General features: G+C 68.2%; 18 protein-coding genes and 1 tRNA gene. 9 read left to right on the top strand and 10 right to left on the bottom strand.

Going from position 1 to position 17,495, the window contains the following annotated elements:
- The first annotated feature begins 115 nt into the window (after positions 1-115).
- Positions 116-568 carry a hypothetical protein gene (locus AVR91_RS12815; RefSeq protein ID WP_063275010.1) on the top strand — a complete coding sequence of 151 codons (453 nt, stop codon included), beginning with the start codon at positions 116-118 and terminating at the stop codon, positions 566-568.
- On the opposite strand, the gene AVR91_RS12810 is transcribed toward AVR91_RS12815, so the two are convergent.
- Both AVR91_RS12810 and miaB read right to left on the bottom strand, forming a co-directional pair.
- Positions 565-1,026: an Rv2732c family membrane protein gene (locus tag AVR91_RS12810; RefSeq protein ID WP_063275009.1), complete on the bottom strand. Its 462-nt coding sequence runs from the start codon at positions 1,024-1,026 to the stop codon at positions 565-567. The two genes, AVR91_RS12815 and AVR91_RS12810, sit on opposite strands and share 4 nt — an antisense overlap.
- Positions 1,023-2,537: a tRNA (N6-isopentenyl adenosine(37)-C2)-methylthiotransferase MiaB gene (gene miaB, locus AVR91_RS12805; RefSeq protein ID WP_016332724.1), complete on the bottom strand. Its 1,515-nt coding sequence runs from the start codon at positions 2,535-2,537 to the stop codon at positions 1,023-1,025. Before miaB ends, AVR91_RS12810 begins: the two co-directional genes overlap by 4 nt.
- Before the next feature lie 16 nt (positions 2,538-2,553).
- Here miaB and AVR91_RS12800 point away from each other — a divergent pair, with 16 nt between their 5' ends.
- Positions 2,554-3,465, top strand: a complete 912-nt coding sequence (locus AVR91_RS12800; RefSeq protein ID WP_063275008.1) for a TAXI family TRAP transporter solute-binding subunit — start codon at positions 2,554-2,556, stop codon at positions 3,463-3,465.
- On the opposite strand, the gene AVR91_RS12795 is transcribed toward AVR91_RS12800, so the two are convergent.
- Positions 3,451-4,851: a sensor histidine kinase gene (locus AVR91_RS12795; protein ID WP_063275007.1), complete on the bottom strand. Its 1,401-nt coding sequence runs from the start codon at positions 4,849-4,851 to the stop codon at positions 3,451-3,453. The genes AVR91_RS12800 and AVR91_RS12795 overlap by 15 nt on opposite strands.
- 4 nt (positions 4,852-4,855) lie before the next feature.
- Positions 4,856-5,545 (bottom strand): response regulator transcription factor, encoded by a 690-nt coding sequence (locus AVR91_RS12790; protein ID WP_063275006.1) that lies wholly within the window; start codon positions 5,543-5,545, stop codon positions 4,856-4,858.
- Between the two features lie 395 nt (positions 5,546-5,940).
- On the opposite strand from AVR91_RS12790, the gene AVR91_RS12785 reads away from it, so the two are divergent.
- The 5 genes from AVR91_RS12785 to AVR91_RS12765 all read left to right on the top strand — a co-directional run bounded on the left by AVR91_RS12785 (position 5,941) and on the right by AVR91_RS12765 (position 9,829).
- Positions 5,941-6,669, top strand: coding sequence for an amino acid ABC transporter ATP-binding protein (locus AVR91_RS12785; protein ID WP_007029281.1), 729 nt, complete (start codon positions 5,941-5,943; stop codon positions 6,667-6,669).
- Positions 6,670-6,724: 55 nt separating this feature from the next.
- On the top strand, positions 6,725-7,582 hold the full coding sequence (locus tag AVR91_RS12780) for a glutamate ABC transporter substrate-binding protein (RefSeq protein WP_043847996.1): 858 nt from the start codon (positions 6,725-6,727) through the stop codon (positions 7,580-7,582).
- Positions 7,583-7,666: 84 nt separating this feature from the next.
- Positions 7,667-8,362: an amino acid ABC transporter permease gene (locus AVR91_RS12775; RefSeq protein WP_016332719.1), complete on the top strand. Its 696-nt coding sequence runs from the start codon at positions 7,667-7,669 to the stop codon at positions 8,360-8,362.
- On the top strand, positions 8,359-9,264 hold the full coding sequence (locus AVR91_RS12770; protein WP_063275005.1) for an amino acid ABC transporter permease: 906 nt from the start codon (positions 8,359-8,361) through the stop codon (positions 9,262-9,264). Before AVR91_RS12775 ends, AVR91_RS12770 begins: the two co-directional genes overlap by 4 nt.
- A gap of 121 nt (positions 9,265-9,385) precedes the next feature.
- Positions 9,386-9,829, top strand: a complete 444-nt coding sequence (locus tag AVR91_RS12765; protein ID WP_063275004.1) for a class I SAM-dependent methyltransferase — start codon at positions 9,386-9,388, stop codon at positions 9,827-9,829.
- Positions 9,830-9,976: 147 nt separating this feature from the next.
- On the opposite strand, the gene AVR91_RS12760 is transcribed toward AVR91_RS12765, so the two are convergent.
- The 5 genes from AVR91_RS12760 to AVR91_RS12740 form a co-directional block, all read right to left on the bottom strand.
- Positions 9,977-10,048: transfer RNA gene (locus AVR91_RS12760), tRNA-Glu, on the bottom strand.
- A gap of 326 nt (positions 10,049-10,374) precedes the next feature.
- Positions 10,375-11,127 (bottom strand): succinate dehydrogenase/fumarate reductase iron-sulfur subunit, encoded by a 753-nt coding sequence (locus AVR91_RS12755; RefSeq protein ID WP_005164720.1) that lies wholly within the window; start codon positions 11,125-11,127, stop codon positions 10,375-10,377.
- Positions 11,124-13,040 carry a fumarate reductase/succinate dehydrogenase flavoprotein subunit gene (locus AVR91_RS12750; RefSeq protein ID WP_063275101.1) on the bottom strand — a complete coding sequence of 639 codons (1,917 nt, stop codon included), beginning with the start codon at positions 13,038-13,040 and terminating at the stop codon, positions 11,124-11,126. The genes AVR91_RS12755 and AVR91_RS12750 overlap by 4 nt, the downstream gene beginning before the upstream one ends.
- A 51-nt stretch (positions 13,041-13,091) precedes the next feature.
- Entirely contained in the window at positions 13,092-13,922 is an 831-nt protein-coding gene (locus tag AVR91_RS12745; protein WP_063275003.1) for a hypothetical protein, read from the bottom strand.
- Positions 13,919-14,206, bottom strand: a complete 288-nt coding sequence (locus AVR91_RS12740) for a hypothetical protein (protein WP_016332714.1) — start codon at positions 14,204-14,206, stop codon at positions 13,919-13,921. Before AVR91_RS12740 ends, AVR91_RS12745 begins: the two co-directional genes overlap by 4 nt.
- Positions 14,207-14,470: 264 nt before the next feature.
- On the opposite strand from AVR91_RS12740, the gene edd reads away from it, so the two are divergent.
- Both edd and eda read left to right on the top strand, forming a co-directional pair.
- Positions 14,471-16,360 (top strand): phosphogluconate dehydratase, encoded by a 1,890-nt coding sequence (gene edd / locus AVR91_RS12735; RefSeq protein ID WP_063275002.1) that lies wholly within the window; start codon positions 14,471-14,473, stop codon positions 16,358-16,360.
- Positions 16,357-16,977 (top strand): bifunctional 4-hydroxy-2-oxoglutarate aldolase/2-dehydro-3-deoxy-phosphogluconate aldolase, encoded by a 621-nt coding sequence (eda, locus tag AVR91_RS12730; protein WP_016332712.1) that lies wholly within the window; start codon positions 16,357-16,359, stop codon positions 16,975-16,977. The genes edd and eda overlap by 4 nt, the downstream gene beginning before the upstream one ends.
- Before the next feature lie 45 nt (positions 16,978-17,022).
- Here the strand turns inward: eda and AVR91_RS12725 are convergent, their stop codons facing one another.
- A complete protein-coding gene (locus AVR91_RS12725) occupies positions 17,023-17,460 on the bottom strand; it encodes a GNAT family N-acetyltransferase (protein ID WP_063275100.1) in 438 nt (145 codons plus the stop codon).
- Between the last annotated feature and the right edge of the window lie 35 nt (positions 17,461-17,495).

Here is a 17,495-nt window from a genome sequence, read left to right as displayed (position 1 = left end):
GGACCGTTCATGGCGTTCGGGGGCGGGCACGCGCGTCACTCCACTGTGGAGGGATGGCTAGCACCTTCGTGCGTATTCGAGCGCTCTCCGCGCTCGGCCGTGGTCGACTTCGATCATGAACCAGACACTGATTCCCCCAGTACGCCGGGCGTTCGCCGCCCTGGCGATCAGTTGTGCTCTGGTGGCCGGGCTCGCCCCGGCCGCGTCGGCGACGGCCGCACCGGCACCGGCCCCGGTCTCCGCCGAAGCGGGCAAGAAGAAGGTCAAACTCGACGCCTCGCTCAGCAAGAAGCAGGTCAAGGTCAACGAAAAGGTCACCCTCAAGGGGACTCTGCAGGCTCAAGAAGGCGGCGACGCGGCCGACAGCCTCGAAGCGATCATCGTGCAGCAGCTTCAGGGCAGCGTGTGGGTGAACATCGCCGACACGACCTGCCGGCCCAACTCGACGTTCTCCCTGAAGCTGAGCTTCTCCCTCAGCGCGGTGGTCACGCTGAGGGCCTACCACCCGGAAACGACGCTCTACGCGAGCGCGTACACGTCCAGCAACCTCACCCTGCGGGTCGGCTAGCTGCGGGAGAAGGCCGCACGCATCCAGTAGATGGCCAGCGCGACGGTGGCGATCCAGGCGACGATCAGCCCGAAGCCCGGACCGCCACCGGCCGCGCCGGTCGCGTTCGAGGACTGCTGTGACCAGATCGCGAGCATGCCGTCGACGGAGGCGAACCAGCCGCCCGCGGCGCAGACCCAGGCCAGCCACCAGCGCCGGGTCACCAGCGTGACGGCGCCGACGAACACCCCGATCCCGGTGGAGGTCGCGGCGAACAGCTGCGGGATCCCGCCGCCCCGGCCGAGCAGCACCTCCCAGCCGGCGTGCTCGCCGACCCAGGGCAGCAGCTGGGCGATCAGCAGCACGAACACCAGCACGGCGATGGTGAATCCACGCCTGCCGAGCTCGATCGTCTTGGCCGCGCGCTCACCGACCTCGTCGATCTCGGCGGCGAGTTCGTCGATCTTCGGTTCGGTCACAGTGCACACCCGCTCACCGGTTCCGGCGTGACGGCCGGGGCACCGAAGCCCGGCAGGCCCAGCGTCACGCCGTTGGTCTTCGGCCGCAGCCCGGCCTCGGAGTTGTCGCCCGCCTTGGTGCGGCGATGCGACAGCAGGTCGCCGTCGGCGACGAGATGGTGCGGAGCGCCGTAGGTCACCACGGTCTCGACGACGTCGCCGGGCCGCACCGACCGGTCCACGAGCGGTCCGGTCGGCGTGAAGTGGACGAGCCTGCCGTCCCGGGCGCGGCCGCTCATGCGCTGGGTCTCGGTGTCCTTGCGGCCTTCGCCGGAGGCCACCAGCAGCTCGACCCGCCGTCCGACGATCTTCTTGTTCTCGTCCCAGGAGATGTCGTTCTGCAGTTTCACGAGCCGCTCGTAGCGCTCCTGCACGACCTCCTTCGGCAGCTGCCCGTCCATCTCGGCGGCGGGCGTGCCCGGCCGGATCGAGTACTGGAAGGTGAACGCGCTGGAGAACCGCGCCTGCGCGACGACGTCGAGCGTCGCCTGGAAGTCTTCCTCGGTCTCACCGGGGAAGCCGACGATGATGTCGGTGGTGATCGCGGCGTCGGGCATGGACTCGCGCACGCGGTCGAGGAGCTTGAGGTAGCGCGCCGACCGGTACGACCGCTTCATCTCGCGCAGCACCCGGTCCGAACCGGACTGCAGCGGCATGTGCAGCTGGTGGCACACGTTCGGCGTCTCGGCCATCGCGTCGATGACGTCCTCGGTGAACGCCGCCGGATGCGGCGAGGTGAACCGGACGCGCTCCAGCCCGTCCACCGAACCGCAGGCGCGCAGCAGCTTCCCGAACGCGAGCCGGTCGCCGAATTCGACGCCGTAGGAGTTCACGTTCTGGCCGAGCAGGGTCACTTCCAGCACGCCTTCGGCGACGAGCGCCTCGACCTCGGCCAGGATCTCGCCGGGACGGCGGTCGCGTTCCTTGCCGCGCAGCGCCGGGACGATGCAGAAGGTGCAGGTGTTGTTGCAGCCGACCGAAATCGACACCCAGCCCGCGTACGCCGAGTCGCGTTTCGCCGGGAGCGTCGAAGGGAAGGTCTCGAGCGATTCGAGGATCTCGACCTCGGCCTCGGCGTTGTGCCGCGCGCGCTCGAGCAGCGTCGGCAGCGAACCGATGTTGTGCGTGCCGAAGACGACGTCCACCCAGGGCGCGCGCTTGACGATCTCGCCGCGGTCCTTCTGCGCGAGGCAGCCGCCGACGGCGATCTGCATGTCCGGCTTCGCGGTCTTCTGCGGGCGCAGATGGCCGAGGGTGCCGTACAGCTTGTTGTCCGCGTTCTCCCGCACCGCGCAGGTGTTGAACACGATCAGGTCGGGTGTGGCCTCGCCGTCACCCGGAACGTAGCCGGCGTCCTCGAGCTGCCCGGCAAGACGTTCGGAGTCATGCACGTTCATCTGGCAGCCGAAGGTGCGGATCTGGTAAGTGCGCGCGCTCATCTCGCCTTCGAGGGTACGCGGGCGGGGTTCCATGGCACGATCGACCCTCATGAGGAGACCAGGGGTGCTCGCGGCGGTGATCGCCGTGGTCTGTGCCCTGGTCACCGGGTGCGGGCCGGATCTGTCCGGGACGAAGGTGCGGATCGCGGCGGGCCTCAACGGGGGCGTCTACGACAAACTGGCCGAGGCGCTGGCCGACGCGTGGGCCGTGCAGCTGAACACCGAGCGGCCCGTGATCCAGGAGACCCAGGGCTCGCCGGACAACGTCGGACGGGTGCGGGCGGGGAAGGCCGACGTCGCGTTCGTGGCGGCCGACGTGGCCGCCGACGACACCGCCGGGCTGGCCGCGCTGGCCCGCGTGCACGACGACTACCTGCACGTCATCGTGCGGGCCGACTCGTCGATCAAGTCGTTCGCGCAGTTGCGCGGCCACAAGGTCGCGATCGGTTCGCCGGACTCGGGGGTCGAGTTCCTGTCGAAGCAGTTGCTGAAGGCGGCCGGGCTGACCGGCGCGATCGACCGGCGCAACCTGGGCCTTCCCGAGGCGCTGCCCGCGCTGGAGAACCGGCAGATCGACGCCGTCATCTGGTCGGGTGGCCTGCCGACGCCGTCGATCACCGAGAAGGTGCACACGGTCGGCCTGCGGCTGCTCGACATCACCGATCTCGCGGACGCGCTGCGGGCCACCAGCCCGGTGTACCGGACCGCGACCATCCCGGTGACCGCCTACAACCTGCCGTCGCCGGTGACGACGCTCGTGCTGCCGAACTTCCTGGTGGTGCCCACGTCGATGGGTGACGACGTCGCCGAGGCGCTGGTGCGCGGGCTGTTCGACGCGCGGGATCAGCTGGTCAAGGCGGCCGGGGCGGCGTTGTCGATCGACGTCCATCCCGCCATCGAGACCGCTCCACTGCCGCTGCACCCGGGCGCGTTGCGTTACTTCCGGTCACTCAAGGATTAGGGGCAGGGTCACGGTCACCTGAAGGCCGCCGCCTTCGGGTGAACCGAGCCGCAGCGAACCGTCCGACCGGGCCAGGATCTCGGTGACGATCGCCAGGCCGAGGCCGGAGCCGGGCACGTTCTGATGCGCGGTGCTGCGCCAGAACCGGTCCGCCGCGCGGTCCAGTTCGTCGTCACGCAGGCCGGGGCCGTGGTCGCGGACGGCGATGTCCACCTTCCCGTCCGCCGTGGTGACGTCGACCCGCACCTCGGTCCCCGGCTCGGTGAATTTGAGCGCGTTGTCCAGCAGCGCGTCGAGGACCACTTCGAGGCCGCGCGCGGGCGTGAGCACCCTCAGCCCGCCGCCCAGCCCGGACGCGACCAGCGTGATGTCGCGTGCCGCGCCGACGACGGTCCAGTCGGCGACCCGGGCGCCCACCATCTCGTCGAGGCCGACCGGGACCAGCTCGCCGCCCGAGGATTCGGCCCTGGCCAGCGAAAGGAGCTCGTCGAGGATCTGGTTGAGCCGTCGCGCGTCGACGAGGGCGGCTTCGAGATCCGCCGCGGCCAGGTCGTCGTCGACGTGCCCGTCGAGGTTGCCGAGCCGGATCTTCAACGCGGTCAACGGGTTCCGCAGCTGGTGGGAGGCGTCGGCGACGAACGCGCGCTGCGCCGACAGCGCCTCGTCGACGCTGGCGGCCATCCGGTCGAAGGAGCGTTCGAGCTGCCGCAGTTCCGGCGGGCCGCCCGTCTCCCCCACCCGTTTGACCTCGCGGCCGCTGACCACGGCGGCGACCAGCTCGCCGGTGGCGTCGTCGAGCCGCCGGACCGGGCGCAGGATCCAGCGCACCACCGGCACCGCGACCAGCAGCGCGAGGCCGAACGCCAGCACCGCGCCAGCCGCGATGAGCAGCCACCACCACAGCAGTTCGGTACGCGCCTTGTCCGTCGAGGACACGGTGATCACCGCGCCCCGCACCTCGCCGTCGATCAGGATCGGCTCGGCCAGCACCAGGGGCTCGGTGGCCCACGGCATCAGCAGCGGCCCGGGTTCCGAACGCCGCCCGGCCAGCGCCTGCTGCAGATGCGAGGCGATGACGGGATCCTTGAGGTCGATCCCGTCCGTTTCCCCCGGCCCCCTGGCGACGGATTCGCCGTCCTGGTCGACGATCGCCACCGGCACCCCGTACACCTCGGTGTAGCGGCGGAGCTCGTCCTCGATCAGGTCCGGCCGGTTCTCCACCAGCGGGCGCTGGGCCAGCGACGCGAACCGGGAGGTGTCGGTGAGCCGGTCGAGGAAGAGGTCGAGCTGCGCGCTGGCCGCCACGCTGAGCGAGAGCGGGATGCCGAGGCCGAACACGAGCGCCGCGACCAGCGTCAGCACGATCGCCTGGAGCCGGACGCGCACCGGCTCAGCCCTCCTCGGCCGGGCCGTAGGCGCCGCCGAGGCGGTACCCGACGCCGCGGACCGTCTCGATCAGCGCGGGCCTGCCCAGTTTGGTCCGCAGGGTGGCGACGTGGACGTCGAGCGACCGGCTCTCCGCCGGGCCGCGATGCCCCCAGACCTCGGTCAGCACGTGGTCACGGGCGCAGACCGCGCCGCGGGCGGTGACCACCAGCGCGAGCACCTGGAATTCCTTGCGGGACAACGAAACCGGCTGCCCGTCGACCTGCACCTCATGCCGCCCGATATCGACCGAGACGTCACCCGCCCGGATGACACCGGCCGGTTCGGGCGCGGCAGGCCGCTCCCCGCGGCGACGGCGCACGGCCTCGACGCGGGCGACCAGTTCGTCGACGTCGTAGGGCTTCACCAGATAGTCGTCGGCGCCGGACCGCAGCCCCTGGATCCGGTCGTCGACCTCGCCCCGCGCCGAAACGACGATCACCGCGACGTCGCTGACCGCGCGGATCCGGCGGCACAGCACGATCCCGTCGATATCGGGGAGCCCAAGGTCGAGCAGCACGACGTCGACCTCGTGCACCAGATCGAGCACCCCGGCGCCGGAGGCCAGGCGTTTGATCGTCAGGCCGCGCCGGGTCAGCGCGGGCGTCAAGGCGCCCGCGACCCGGTCGTCGTCCTCCACCAGCAGTACCCGCACCCGTGTTTTCCCTTTCACGCCGTCCCCGCACCGCGACGAGGTGAAGAACGACTCTATGGGGTGAGTCACCTCTCGCGCTGCCCGTACCGCTGGGCCGGATGGCCCTGTGAGCGACCGGCCGCAGGCGGTAATGGTCACGATGCGTCACAGATCTGCTGTGACCCCGGTTACGAGCCACCCCCGCTTTGTCTAGGCTGATCAGCGCCGGACGGCGGCGGATCGGGCCGTCCGGTGGCTTGAGAACGATACGGACTTGAAACCCTAAGTATTGGTCAAGCCGCCTTTACAAGCGGTCCGACGGGAGTAGGTTTCCGCCATCGCGTGGTGCCTGACCCCGCAGTCCCCTGCAAACGAACGCTCCTGGAGGCCAGATGACCGCGGAGGTGGCGGCGCCGATGATCAAGGCGGCCGCCGTGAACAAGTACTTCGGCGACCTGCACGTGCTCAAGGAGATCAACCTCGAGGTGCCGCGTGGGCAGGTCGTGGTCGTGCTCGGGCCGTCCGGGTCTGGCAAGTCGACGCTGTGCCGGGCGATCAACCGGCTGGAACCCATCAACTCGGGTGAGATCGCGGTGGACGGCGTTCCGCTGCCCGCCGAAGGAAAGGCGCTGGCCGCGCTGCGCGCCGACGTCGGCATGGTGTTCCAGTCGTTCAACCTGTTCGCGCACAAGACGATCGTCGAGAACGTCATGCTCGCGCCGATGAAGGTCCGCAAGGTCAACTCGGCCGAGGCCCGCAAGACCGCGATGGACCTGCTCGAACGTGTCGGCATCGCCAACCAGGCCGACAAGTACCCCGCCCAGCTCTCCGGCGGGCAGCAGCAGCGGGTGGCGATCGCCCGCGCGCTGGCCATGCGCCCCAAGGTGATGCTGTTCGACGAGCCGACCTCGGCGCTGGACCCGGAGATGGTCCAGGAGGTCCTCGACGTGATGACCACGCTCGCCAAGGACGGGATGACGATGCTCGTCGTCACCCACGAGATGGGCTTCGCGCGGCGCGCGGCGAACCGGGTGGTGTTCATGTCCGACGGCGAGATCGTCGAGGACTCCACCCCGGACGACTTCTTCACCAAGCCGAAGACGGATCGCGCCAAGGACTTCCTCGGCAAGATCCTGACCCACTGAGGTCTTCCCCGCCGGCCGGTATGGCTGGACAAGATTCGGAAGGAAACTGAGAACAATGCGGTTGAACCGAGTTCTGCGAATGAGCGCGGCCGTCGTGGCGGCCGGTCTCGCCCTCTCCGCCTGTGGCGGCGGCGGGTCGGACGCCGGCAGCGGCTCCAGCGGCGCCAAGAACGTGGTGGCGAAGGCCAAGAACGACAAGAAGCTGACCATCGGCATCAAGTTCGACCAGCCCGGTCTCGGCCAGAAGCAGGCGGACGGCACCTACGCCGGATTCGACGTCGACGTGGCGAAGTACATCGCCAAGGAGCTCGGCGTCGAAGAGTCGGGGATCACCTGGAAGGAAGCGCAGTCCGCGCAGCGCGAGGACCTGATCAAGAAGGGTGAGGTCGACTTCATCGTCGCCACCTACTCGATCACCGACAAGCGCAAGAACGAGGTCTCCTTCGCGGGCCCGTACTTCATCGCCCACCAGGACCTGCTGGTGCGCGCCGACTCCACCGACATCACCGGCCCGGAGTCGCTGACCGGCAACAAGAAGCTCTGCTCGGTCAAGGGTTCGACCCCGGCGCAGAACGTCAAGGAGAAGTACGCCAAGGACGTTCAGCTCCAGGAAGTCGGCAAGTACACCGACTGCGTCACCTCGCTGCTGAACAAGACCGTCGACGCGATGACCACCGACGACGTCATCCTCGGTGGCTACGCCGCGCAGCAGCCCGGCAAGCTGAAGCTGGTCGGCAAGGGCTTCACCGACGAGAAGTACGGTGTCGGCCTGAAGAAGGACGACGCCGAGAGCATCACCGCGATCAACAACGCGATCAAGAAGATGCAGCAGGACGGCGCCTGGAAGGCCGCCCTGGAGAAGAACGTCGGTCCGTCGGGCTACAAGATCCCGGAGCCCCCGGCCATCTCCTGACCCCAGGCTCGCTGAGCCGCTGAACTGAAGGAATCGAACGGTGCGCCGTGTACCGCGGCGCACCGTTCCCATACCGAGGCTGGGTTGAGCACCTTGTTCGATTTCCTCGACAATCCCAATTACGACTTGCTCGGCGCCTTCTGGATGACGATCAAGCTGACCTTCTTCTCCGCCATCGGTTCCCTGATCTGGGGCACCATCCTGGTGGGGATGCGGGTCAGCCCGGTTCCGATCATGCGGGCGTTCGGCACCGCCTACGTCAACATCTTCCGGAACACCCCGCTGACGGTGATCATCGTCTTCACGTCGCTGGGACTGTCCTCCACCCTGGGGATCAACCTGGCCTCGGCGGACTCGACGACGTCGTTGGACGACAACGCCTTCCGGCTCGCGATCCTCGGCTTCGTCGCCTACACCGCCACGTTCGTCTGTGAATCGCTGCGATCGGGTATCAACACCGTCCCGGTAGGCCAGGCGGAGGCGGCCCGCGCGCTGGGCCTCGGCTTCTTCCAGGTGCTGACGCTGATCGTGCTGCCGCAGGCGTTCCGATCGGTGATCGCACCGCTGACCAACGTGATGATCGCGTTGCTGAAGAACACCACGGTCGCGTCGATCATCGGTGTCGCCGAAGCGTCACTGCTGATGTCGGACATGGTAGAGAACGAGTCCGACTCTCTGCTGCTGGTCTTCCTCCTGTTCGCCGTCGGGTTCGTCGTCCTGGTCCTCCCCCTCGGCCTGCTGCTGGGCTGGGTCGCCAAGAAGGTCGAGGTCAAGCGATGAGCGCGCAGACCGTTCTCTATGACATCCCCGGGCCGAAGGCGCGGGCACGGAACTGGCTCTACACGGTTCTTTTCATCCTCGTCCTGGCACTGGCCGCGTACTACGTCTACGTGGGTTTCGACGAGAAGAACCAGTGGGCCGGCGCACTGTGGGATCCCTTCCTCAAGGGCTCCACCTGGTCCGAGTTCATCGTGCCCGGCCTGCTCAACACCCTGAAGGCCGCGGCGCTGTCGATCGTGATCGCGTTGCCGATCGGTGCCCTGCTGGGCATCGGCCGGTTGTCGGACCACAAGTGGATCCGGGTCCCGGTCGGCGCGGTCGTCGAGTTCTTCCGGGCGATCCCGGTGCTGCTGCTGATGGTCTTCGCCGCGGCGTTCTACGCGTTCTACACCGACATCGACGCCGACATCCGGCCCCTGTTCGCCGCGGTGACCGGTCTGGTGCTCTACAACGGTTCGGTCATGGCCGAGGTGTTCCGGGCGGGCATTCTTTCGCTGCCCAAGGGGCAGGGTGAGGCCGCGTCCGCGCTGGGCATGCGCAAGACCCAGATCATGATGACCGTCCTGCTGCCGCAGGCGGTCACCCTGATGCTGCCCGCGCTGGTGAGCCAGCTGGTGGTCATCCTGAAGGACACCGCGCTGGCCGGTCAGCTGACCATCGGCTTCAACGAGCTGATCCGGAGTACCGGGCCGCTCACCGGTCTCTACGGCAACACGATCCCGACGCTGATCGTCGTCGCGATCATCTTCATCGTGCTGAACCTGCTCCTGAGCTGGTTCGCGTCGTGGCTGGAGAACAAGCTGGCGCGGCGGAAGAAGGCGCCCAAGGGCGCCAAGCCGGTGCACGACGCGCCCGCGTCCGTCGTCGACGCCACCGACTTCAACACCGGTCGGTCGCTGTAGCTCCGTAAGTACATGAAGGCCCCCTTCCTTGCGCCCAGGTACAGGAAGGGGGCCTTCATGTACTTCGGGATAGGCCTCTTGGTCCTGTCGGGACAGCGGCCGCTCGGCTAGCGTCGGCCGTATGGCGGACCAGGCCGCGACGCTGCTCGAAGCGCTGCCGGACCTGGCGGGCAGGGCGGTCCTGGTCGTCGGGTGCGGCGATGGCCGCTATCCCCGCTTGCTCCGCAGCAAGGGCGCGCGCCGCGTGGTCGGCGTCGACGCCGACCAGGCCATGATCGCGGCCGCCCAACGCGAAGAGGAACGCGACCCCGTCGGGATCTCCTACGAGGTCCACCAGCTCGCCCGGCTGCCGGTGATGGGCGCCTTCGACATCGTGCTGGCTTTCCTGGACTCCGCCGCCCATCTCGGTCGCGTCGCCGCGAGCCTGGTGACGGGCGGGCTGCTGGTGGTCGTCGCCACGAACGGGCTCAACCTGGAAGAAGGACTGCGGGACAACGGTTTCCAGGACCTCGTTCTGCGCCGCCACGAGAGCGGCGACGTGCACAGCGCCCGCAAGACGGGCTGAGTCGCGCACCCTGGTGTCGAGCCAGGCTGGCCGGGGCTATGAATCCCGGCCGGTCGCCGGACCGTGCGCGTCTGGCGGTATGGGACACACGGACCCCACACCGCCGCACCGGTACGACGGAACAGGTTTCCCCGCCGTGCCGGGGCGTAGCGCGTGTGGGAGTCGAACCCACGTCACCGGGGTGAAAACCCGGTATCCCTTCCGCTGGACCAACGCGCCTTGGCCTGGAACACAGTCCGGCACGCATGCGCACCGGACTGCTTCGTTCCAGAAGTCAGGGTCACCGCAAAGAAAAAGCCGCCCGGTTCGGTTTCCCGAAGGGCGGCTCCACGTACGCGACATCCGGTTAGGACAGCGGCGTGGAGCCACGTTTCTCTTCCATGCCAAGGAACATAGCGTAACAACGTCGCGTCATGTGTCCTCCTTGGTCGGTGTGCGGTAAGTGTGCGACAGGCGAGTGAGTCGGGGCAACCGATTAAGAGTCGTGAAGGCCTCCTTCCCTACCCTCAGGGTAGGGAAGGAGGCCTTCACGGACTTCCTCGTGACTACTTGTCCCGCCGGAACAGTTTGTTCCCCAGCCACACGATGGGGTCGTACTTCCGGTCGGCGACGCGTTCCTTCATCGGGATCAGCGCGTTGTCGGTGATGTGGATGCCCTCCGGGCACACGTCCGAGCAGCACTTGGTGATGTTGCAGTACCCGAGCCCGTGCTCCTCCTGCGCCTCGTCACGCCGGTCGGCGACGTCGAGGGGGTGCATTTCGAGTTCGGCGATCCGCATCAGGTACCGAGGCCCGGCGAAGGCCTCCTTGTTCTCCTCGTGGTCACGCACCACGTGGCAGGTGTTCTGGCACAGGAAGCACTCGATGCACTTGCGGAACTCCTGCGAGCGTTCGACGTCCACCTGCTGCATCCGGTACTCCCCCGGTTTGAGTTCCGGGGGCGGCGTGAACGACGGGATCTCGCGGGCCTTGGTGTAGTTGAACGACACGTCGGTCACCAGGTCGCGGATCACCGGGAACGTCCGCATCGGCGTCACGGTGATGACCTCGTCCTCGGTGAAGGTCGACATCCGCGTCATGCACAGCAACCGCGGTTTGCCGTTGATCTCCGCCGAGCACGAGCCGCATTTGCCCGCCTTGCAGTTCCACCGCACCGCCAGATCCGAGGCCTGGGTGGCCTGCAACCGGTGGATGATGTCGAGGACCACCTCGCCTTCGTTGACCTCGACGCTGTAGTCCTGCAGCTCACCTGAATCGGCGTCGCCGCGCCAGACCCGGAAACTCGCCTTGTAGCTCATGCCGGACTCCCGGGGTGCGAAGCCAGTTCCTCGTCGGTGTAGTACTTCCCCAGCTCGGACAGTTCGAACAGCTCCAGCAGGTCCTGCCGCAACGGGACCTGGGCCTTGACCTCGATGCCGATCTCCGGCACCACCGGGTTGTCGCCCGGCGTGGCCGCGCAGACCAGGAGTTTGTTGCGCCACTGGGAATCCATGCCCGGGTGATCGTCGCGGGTGTGCCCGCCCCGGCTTTCGGTCCGCATCAGCGCGGCCCTGGCGACGCATTCGCTGACCATCAGCATGTTCCGCAGGTCGACGGCGAGATGCCAGCCGGGGTTGAACTGCCGGTGCCCTTCGACGGTGACCCGCTTGATCCGCTCGCGCAGCTCGCCGAGTTTCTCCAGCGCCCGCTCGATCTCCTCCGCCTTGCGGATGATACCGACCAGGTCGTTCATCGACTGCTGCAGTTCGGTGTGCAGGCTGTACGGGTTCTCCTCGACGCCGTCACCCGGCGAGTCGAACGGCGCGAGCGCCATCGCCGCGGCGGCGTCCACATCGGACTGACTGACCTTCGGGCGGTCCTTCAGGTCCGCGACGTAGGACGCGGCGCCGAGGCCCGCGCGGCGGCCGAAGACGAGCAGGTCCGACAGCGAGTTGCCGCCGAGCCGGTTCGAGCCGTGCATCCCGCCCGAGCACTCGCCGGCGGCGAACAGCCCCGGCACGCTCGACGACGCGGTGTCCGGGTCGACCTCGATCCCGCCCATCACGTAGTGACAGGTGGGGCCGACCTCCATCGGCTCCTTCGTGATGTCGACGTCGGCGAGTTCCTTGAACTGGTGGTACATCGACGGCAGCCGTTTGCGGATCTCCTCCGCGGGCAGCCTGCTGGCGATGTCGAGGAAGACCCCGCCGTGCGGCGATCCCCGGCCGGCCTTGACCTCGGAGTTGATCGCGCGAGCCACCTCGTCCCGCGGCAGGAGATCCGGGGTGCGCCGGTTGTTGTCGGCGTCGGTGTACCAGCGGTCGGCTTCTTCCTCGCTGTCCGCGTACTGCCCCTTGAAGACCTCGGGGACGTACTCGAACATGAACCGCTTGTCCTCGGTGTTCTTGAGCACCCCACCGTCACCGCGGACGCCTTCGGTGACCAGGATCCCCTTCACACTCGGCGGCCAGACCATGCCCGTCGGGTGGAACTGGACGAACTCCATGTTGATGAGCTTCGCCCCGGCTCGCAGCGCCAGCGCGTGCCCGTCACCGGTGTACTCCCACGAGTTCGAGGTGACCTTGAAGGATTTCCCGATGCCGCCGGTCGCCAGCACCACCGCCGGCGCCTCGAACAGGATGAACCGGCCGCTCTCGCGCCAATACCCGAAAGCGCCGGAGATCCGGCCGTCCTCGGTCAGCAATTCGGTGATCGTGCACTCGGCGAAGACCTTGATCCTCGCCTCGTAGTCACCGGTCTCCTTGAAGTCCTCTTGTTGCAGCGAAACGATTTTCTGCTGCATCGTGCGGATCAGTTCGAGCCCGGTGCGGTCGCCGACGTGCGCCAGCCGCGGGTACGTGTGCCCGCCGAAGTTGCGCTGGCTGATCCGGCCGTCGGCGGTGCGGTCGAACAGCGCGCCGTAGGTCTCCAGTTCCCAGACCCGGTCCGGCGCCTCCTTGGCGTGGAGTTCGGCCATGCGCCAGTTGTTGAGGAACTTCCCGCCACGCATGGTGTCGCGGAAGTGCACCTGCCAGTTGTCGTTCGAGTTCGCGTTGCCCATCGACGCCGCGCAGCCGCCTTCGGCCATCACGGTATGCGCCTTGCCGAAGAGCGATTTGCACACCACCGCGACGCTGAAGCCGCGTTCACGGGCTTCGATGACCGCGCGGAGACCGGCACCGCCGGCACCGATCACCACCACGTCGTAGTTGAGCCGTTCGACCTCGGTCATGAAAAGAGCCACCTCGAAGCTTGTCGCCGGGGACGGGAGATTCCCGCGCCGCTAGTTGATGAACCGCAGATCCGAAATCGCCCCGCTCGCCACGAGCATCACGTAGAGATCGGTCAGCACGAGCGTGCCGAGCGTCGTCCACGCCAGCGCCATGTGCCGGGTGTTGAGCTTCGTCACCTGGGTCCAGATCCAGTAGCGCACCGGATGTTTGGAGAAATGCTTGAGCCTGCCACCGGTCACGTGACGACACGAGTGGCACGACAACGTGTACGCCCACAACAGGATCACGTTGCCGAGCAGCACGATGTTGCCGAGCCCGAAACCGAATCCGCCGGTCTTGCCGTGGAACGCGGTGATCGCGTCGTAGGTGTTGACCAGCGAGACGACCACGGCCACGTAGAAGAAGTAGCGGTGGGCGTTCTGGATGATCAGCGGCAGCCGGGTCTCCCCGGTGTACTTCGTGTGCGGTTCGGCGACCGCGCAGGCGGGCGGCGAGAACCAGACGGCCCGGTAGTAGGCCTTGCGGTAGTAGTAGCAGGTCAGCCGGAAGCCCAGCAGGAACGGCAGGACCAGGAAGCCGAGCGGGATGAAGCCCGGCAGTTCGCCGATCCAGGCCCCGAAATGCCGGGAGCCTTCGACGCAGGATTCCGAGACGCAGGGCGAATAGAACGGCGTCAGGTAGTGGTACTCGGGCACCCAGTAGGCGGTGCGCACGAAGGACCTGATCGTCGCGTAGATGATGAAGGCGGAGAGGCCGAGGACGGTCAGCAGCGGGGACAGCCACCATCGGTCGGTGCGCAGCGTTTTCTCGACGATGAGGGCCCGCGACGGCGCGCGGACCCCCGTACCCCGTCCGGCCTCTTTGCCGGCGGGGGCGCTCACCGCTGGTCGCGCTTGTAGCCGCCGACGCCTTCGTCATCGGCGCCTTGCCACAGCGCCGGGTCGTAGGGCGTATCGGGAACTTGGACCCGGTCGGCTGCCTTCGCCTGGGCGGGCACCGCGTTCGGGGTCGTGTCGAGGTCCGTCGCGTCGATGTCGAGCCGCTCGACGTCGTTCGCCAGGCGCCGTACCGCCGAGGCGTCGCCGTATCGGGACCGCAGCGCGCCGACGCACTGCCTCAGCTGACCGATGGCTCGCCGAAGCTCGGCGATCTCTGTGGTGGACATCGGTACCTCCCGATGGTCGGTTCGGTTGGCCGCTTGAGCCTTCGAGGGCAAGCGATTCCTCGCCATCCCGACTCTGCCGCGCGTTGTGCAATGTGACAAGTAGCACAGTAGAACCTAGGGGCGTGACGGAGGTCACGCGAGTCGATCTTCTGTATCGATTTTGATTCGGGCTTTCCCCTGGGTTACTGTGGCCACTGTCACGACCCAGCGACGTCAGCGTTGCCGTCCCGCGGACCACCACGACCAGTGATCCGGAGCCGGACAATGAGCACCGCCCCGAACGTCCACCCCATCATCGCCGAAGTCACCGAGCGCATCGCCGCCCGCAGTGCCGAAACCCGCGCCGCGTATCTCGAGCGCGTCGCCGCCGCCCACGAAGAAGGACCGGTGCGGCGCGGCCTCGACTGCAGCAACCTCGCCCACGGCTTCGCCGCGATGGAAGGTGTCGACAAAGCGGCACTGCGCGCCGCGCGGGCGCCGGGCGTCGCGATCGTCTCGTCCTACAACGACATGCTTTCGGCGCACCAGCCGATGCAGGAGTACCCCGCGCTGCTGAAGGGCTCGGTCCGCCAGGCGGGCGGCGTCGCCCAGTTCGCCGGCGGCGTGCCCGCGATGTGCGACGGCGTCACCCAGGGCCGCCCGGGGATGGAGCTGTCGCTGTTCAGCCGCGAGGTGATCGCGATGTCGACCGCGATCGCGCTGTCCCACGACATGTTCGACGCGGCGCTGCTGCTCGGCGTGTGCGACAAGATCGTGCCCGGCCTGCTGATCGGGGCGCTGTCGTTCGGGCATCTCCCGGCGATCCTCGTGCCGGCCGGGCCGATGAACTCGGGCCTGCCGAACAAGGAGAAGGCGCGCGTGCGCCAGCTCTACGCCGAGGGCAAGGCGACCCGCGAAGACTTGCTGGACGCCGAAGCGGCTTCGTATCACTCGGCGGGAACGTGCACCTTCTACGGCACCGCCAACTCGAACCAGATGGTCGTCGAGGTGATGGGCCTGCACCTGCCGGGGGCCAGCTTCGTGCAGCCGAACTCGCCGCTGCGGCGGGTGCTCACCGAAGAGGCCGGACGTCGCGTCGTGAAGCTCTCGCGCGGCGAGGAGTACACCCCGGTCTCGCGCGTGATCGACGAGAAGGCCGTCGTCAACGGCGTCATCGCGCTGCTCGCGACGGGCGGCTCGACCAACCACACGATGCACCTCGTCGCGATCGCCGCCGCCGCGGGCATCCAGCTGACCTGGGACGACTTCTCCGATCTGTCCTCGGTGATCCCGCTGCTCGCCCGCGTGTACCCGAACGGCAGCGCGGACATCAACCACTTCCACGCCGCCGGCGGCATCCAGTTCCTGGTCGGCACGCTGCTCGACGCCGGCCTGCTGCACGAGGACGTCCAGACCGTCGCCGGTCCGGGCCTGCACCGCTACCGGCAGGAGCCGATCCTCTCCGAGGGCGAACTGGTCTGGCGTGACGTCCCGACGCGCAGCCTCGACGAGGACGTCCTGCGCCCCGTGTGGCGGCCGTTCGCCGCCGACGGCGGGCTGCGGATGGTCGCGGGCAACCTCGGGCGCGCGGTGATCAAGGTGTCCGCGGTGGCGCCGGAGCACCGGATCGTGCAGGCCCCGGCGCGGGTGTTCACTGACCAGAAGTCCTTCAAGGACGCTTTCGAGGCCGGCGAGCTGGACCGCGACGTCGTCGTGGTCATCCGCCAGCAGGGTCCCCAGGCCAACGGCATGCCGGAACTGCACGGGCTCACCCCGGCGCTGGGAGTGCTGATGGACCGCGGGCACCAGGTGGCGTTGCTCACCGACGGCCGGATGTCCGGCGCGTCCGGCAAGATCCCCGCGGCGATCCAGGTGACCCCGGAAGCCGCTGCGGGAGGCCCGATCGCACGGATCGCCGACGGCGACGTCGTCCGCCTCGACGCCAAGGCCGGGACGCTCGACGTCCTCGTGGGTGACGAAGAACTCGCCCGTCGTGAACTGGTGGACTCCCCGCCTTCGGAGGCATCCTGGACCGGCACCGGCCGGGAGCTGTTCGCGGCGCTGCGCCGCGCGGTCGGCCCCGCCGATCAGGGCGCGAGCGTGTTCGGACCGCTCACGCCGGAACACTTCGGCGCTCCGGCGCACACGTTGACCCCTGTGGAGGTAACCCAGTGACCACCGGCGCCGACCTGCTCGGCCTGTCCCCCGTGATGCCCGTCGTCGTGCTCGACGACGCCGCCGACGCCGTGCCCACCGCGCGGGCCCTGCTCGCGGGCGGGATCGGCGTGATCGAGCTGACCCTGCGCACCCCGGCGGCACTCGCCTCCATCGAGCGGATCGCCGCGGAGGTCCCGGAGATCGTCATCGGCGCCGGGACCGTCACGGCGCCCGAACACGCCAAGCAGGCGGCCGACGCCGGCGCGAAGTTCCTGGTGACCCCGGGCTGCACGGACGCCGTGCTGGACGCCGCGTTCGACACCGGCCTGCCGTTCCTGCCAGGTGCGAGCACGGTTTCGGAGGCGATGCGGCTGGCCGAACGCGGGCTGACCGCGCTGAAGTTCTTCCCCGCCGAGGCCAGCGGCGGCGTGGCGTACCTGAAGTCGATCGGCGGGCCGCTGCCCGGGCTGAAGTTCTGCCCGACCGGCGGCATCACCGTGAAGACCGCACCGGACTATCTCGCGCTGTCCAATGTGGGCTGCATCGGCGGTTCGTGGCTGACGCCGAAGGATGCCTTGGCCGCCAAGGACTTCGGGAAGATCGAAGCCTTCGCGGCGGAGGCTTCGAAGCTCTGATCCGTGTTGTGAAGGCCACCTTCGCGAAGGTGGCCTTCACTGCTTTCAGAGCGGGAGCTGGTACTGGATGAAGCCCCTGTTCACCGCGACCTGGTCGTACAGGCGGCGCGCGGTCGCGTTGGATTCCTTGGTGTGCCAGTAGACCCTGCCGCATTCGCGGGTGCGGGCCCAGTCCGCGACGGCCTCGATCAACGCCCGCGCGACCCCCTTGCCGCGGGCTTCCGGCGCGGTGAACAGATCTTGCAGGTAGCAGACATCGGTGAGCGCGGAAGTGCTGGGGTGCACCAGGAAATGCACGATCCCGGCGAGCTCGCCGCCCACGTGGGCACCGAGCGCGTGCATCCGCTCCCCTGTTCGGAACTCGCGCCAAGCCCGGTCGTAGACCTCTTGCGGCGCAACACGTTCGTAGAAGGCGATGTACGCGCGGAACAGGTGTTCCCAGGCTTCGCGGTCTTCGGGCTTCAAGGGCTCGATGGTGATCATGTCCGTCCTCCCGGTGATCACCCGAGCCTAGAGTT

It is taken from the genome of Amycolatopsis keratiniphila subsp. keratiniphila, from assembly GCF_001620365.2.
In the GTDB taxonomy this organism is placed as follows: domain Bacteria; phylum Actinomycetota; class Actinomycetes; order Mycobacteriales; family Pseudonocardiaceae; genus Amycolatopsis; species Amycolatopsis keratiniphila.
This window is presented reverse-complemented; position numbering and strand designations above follow the sequence as displayed.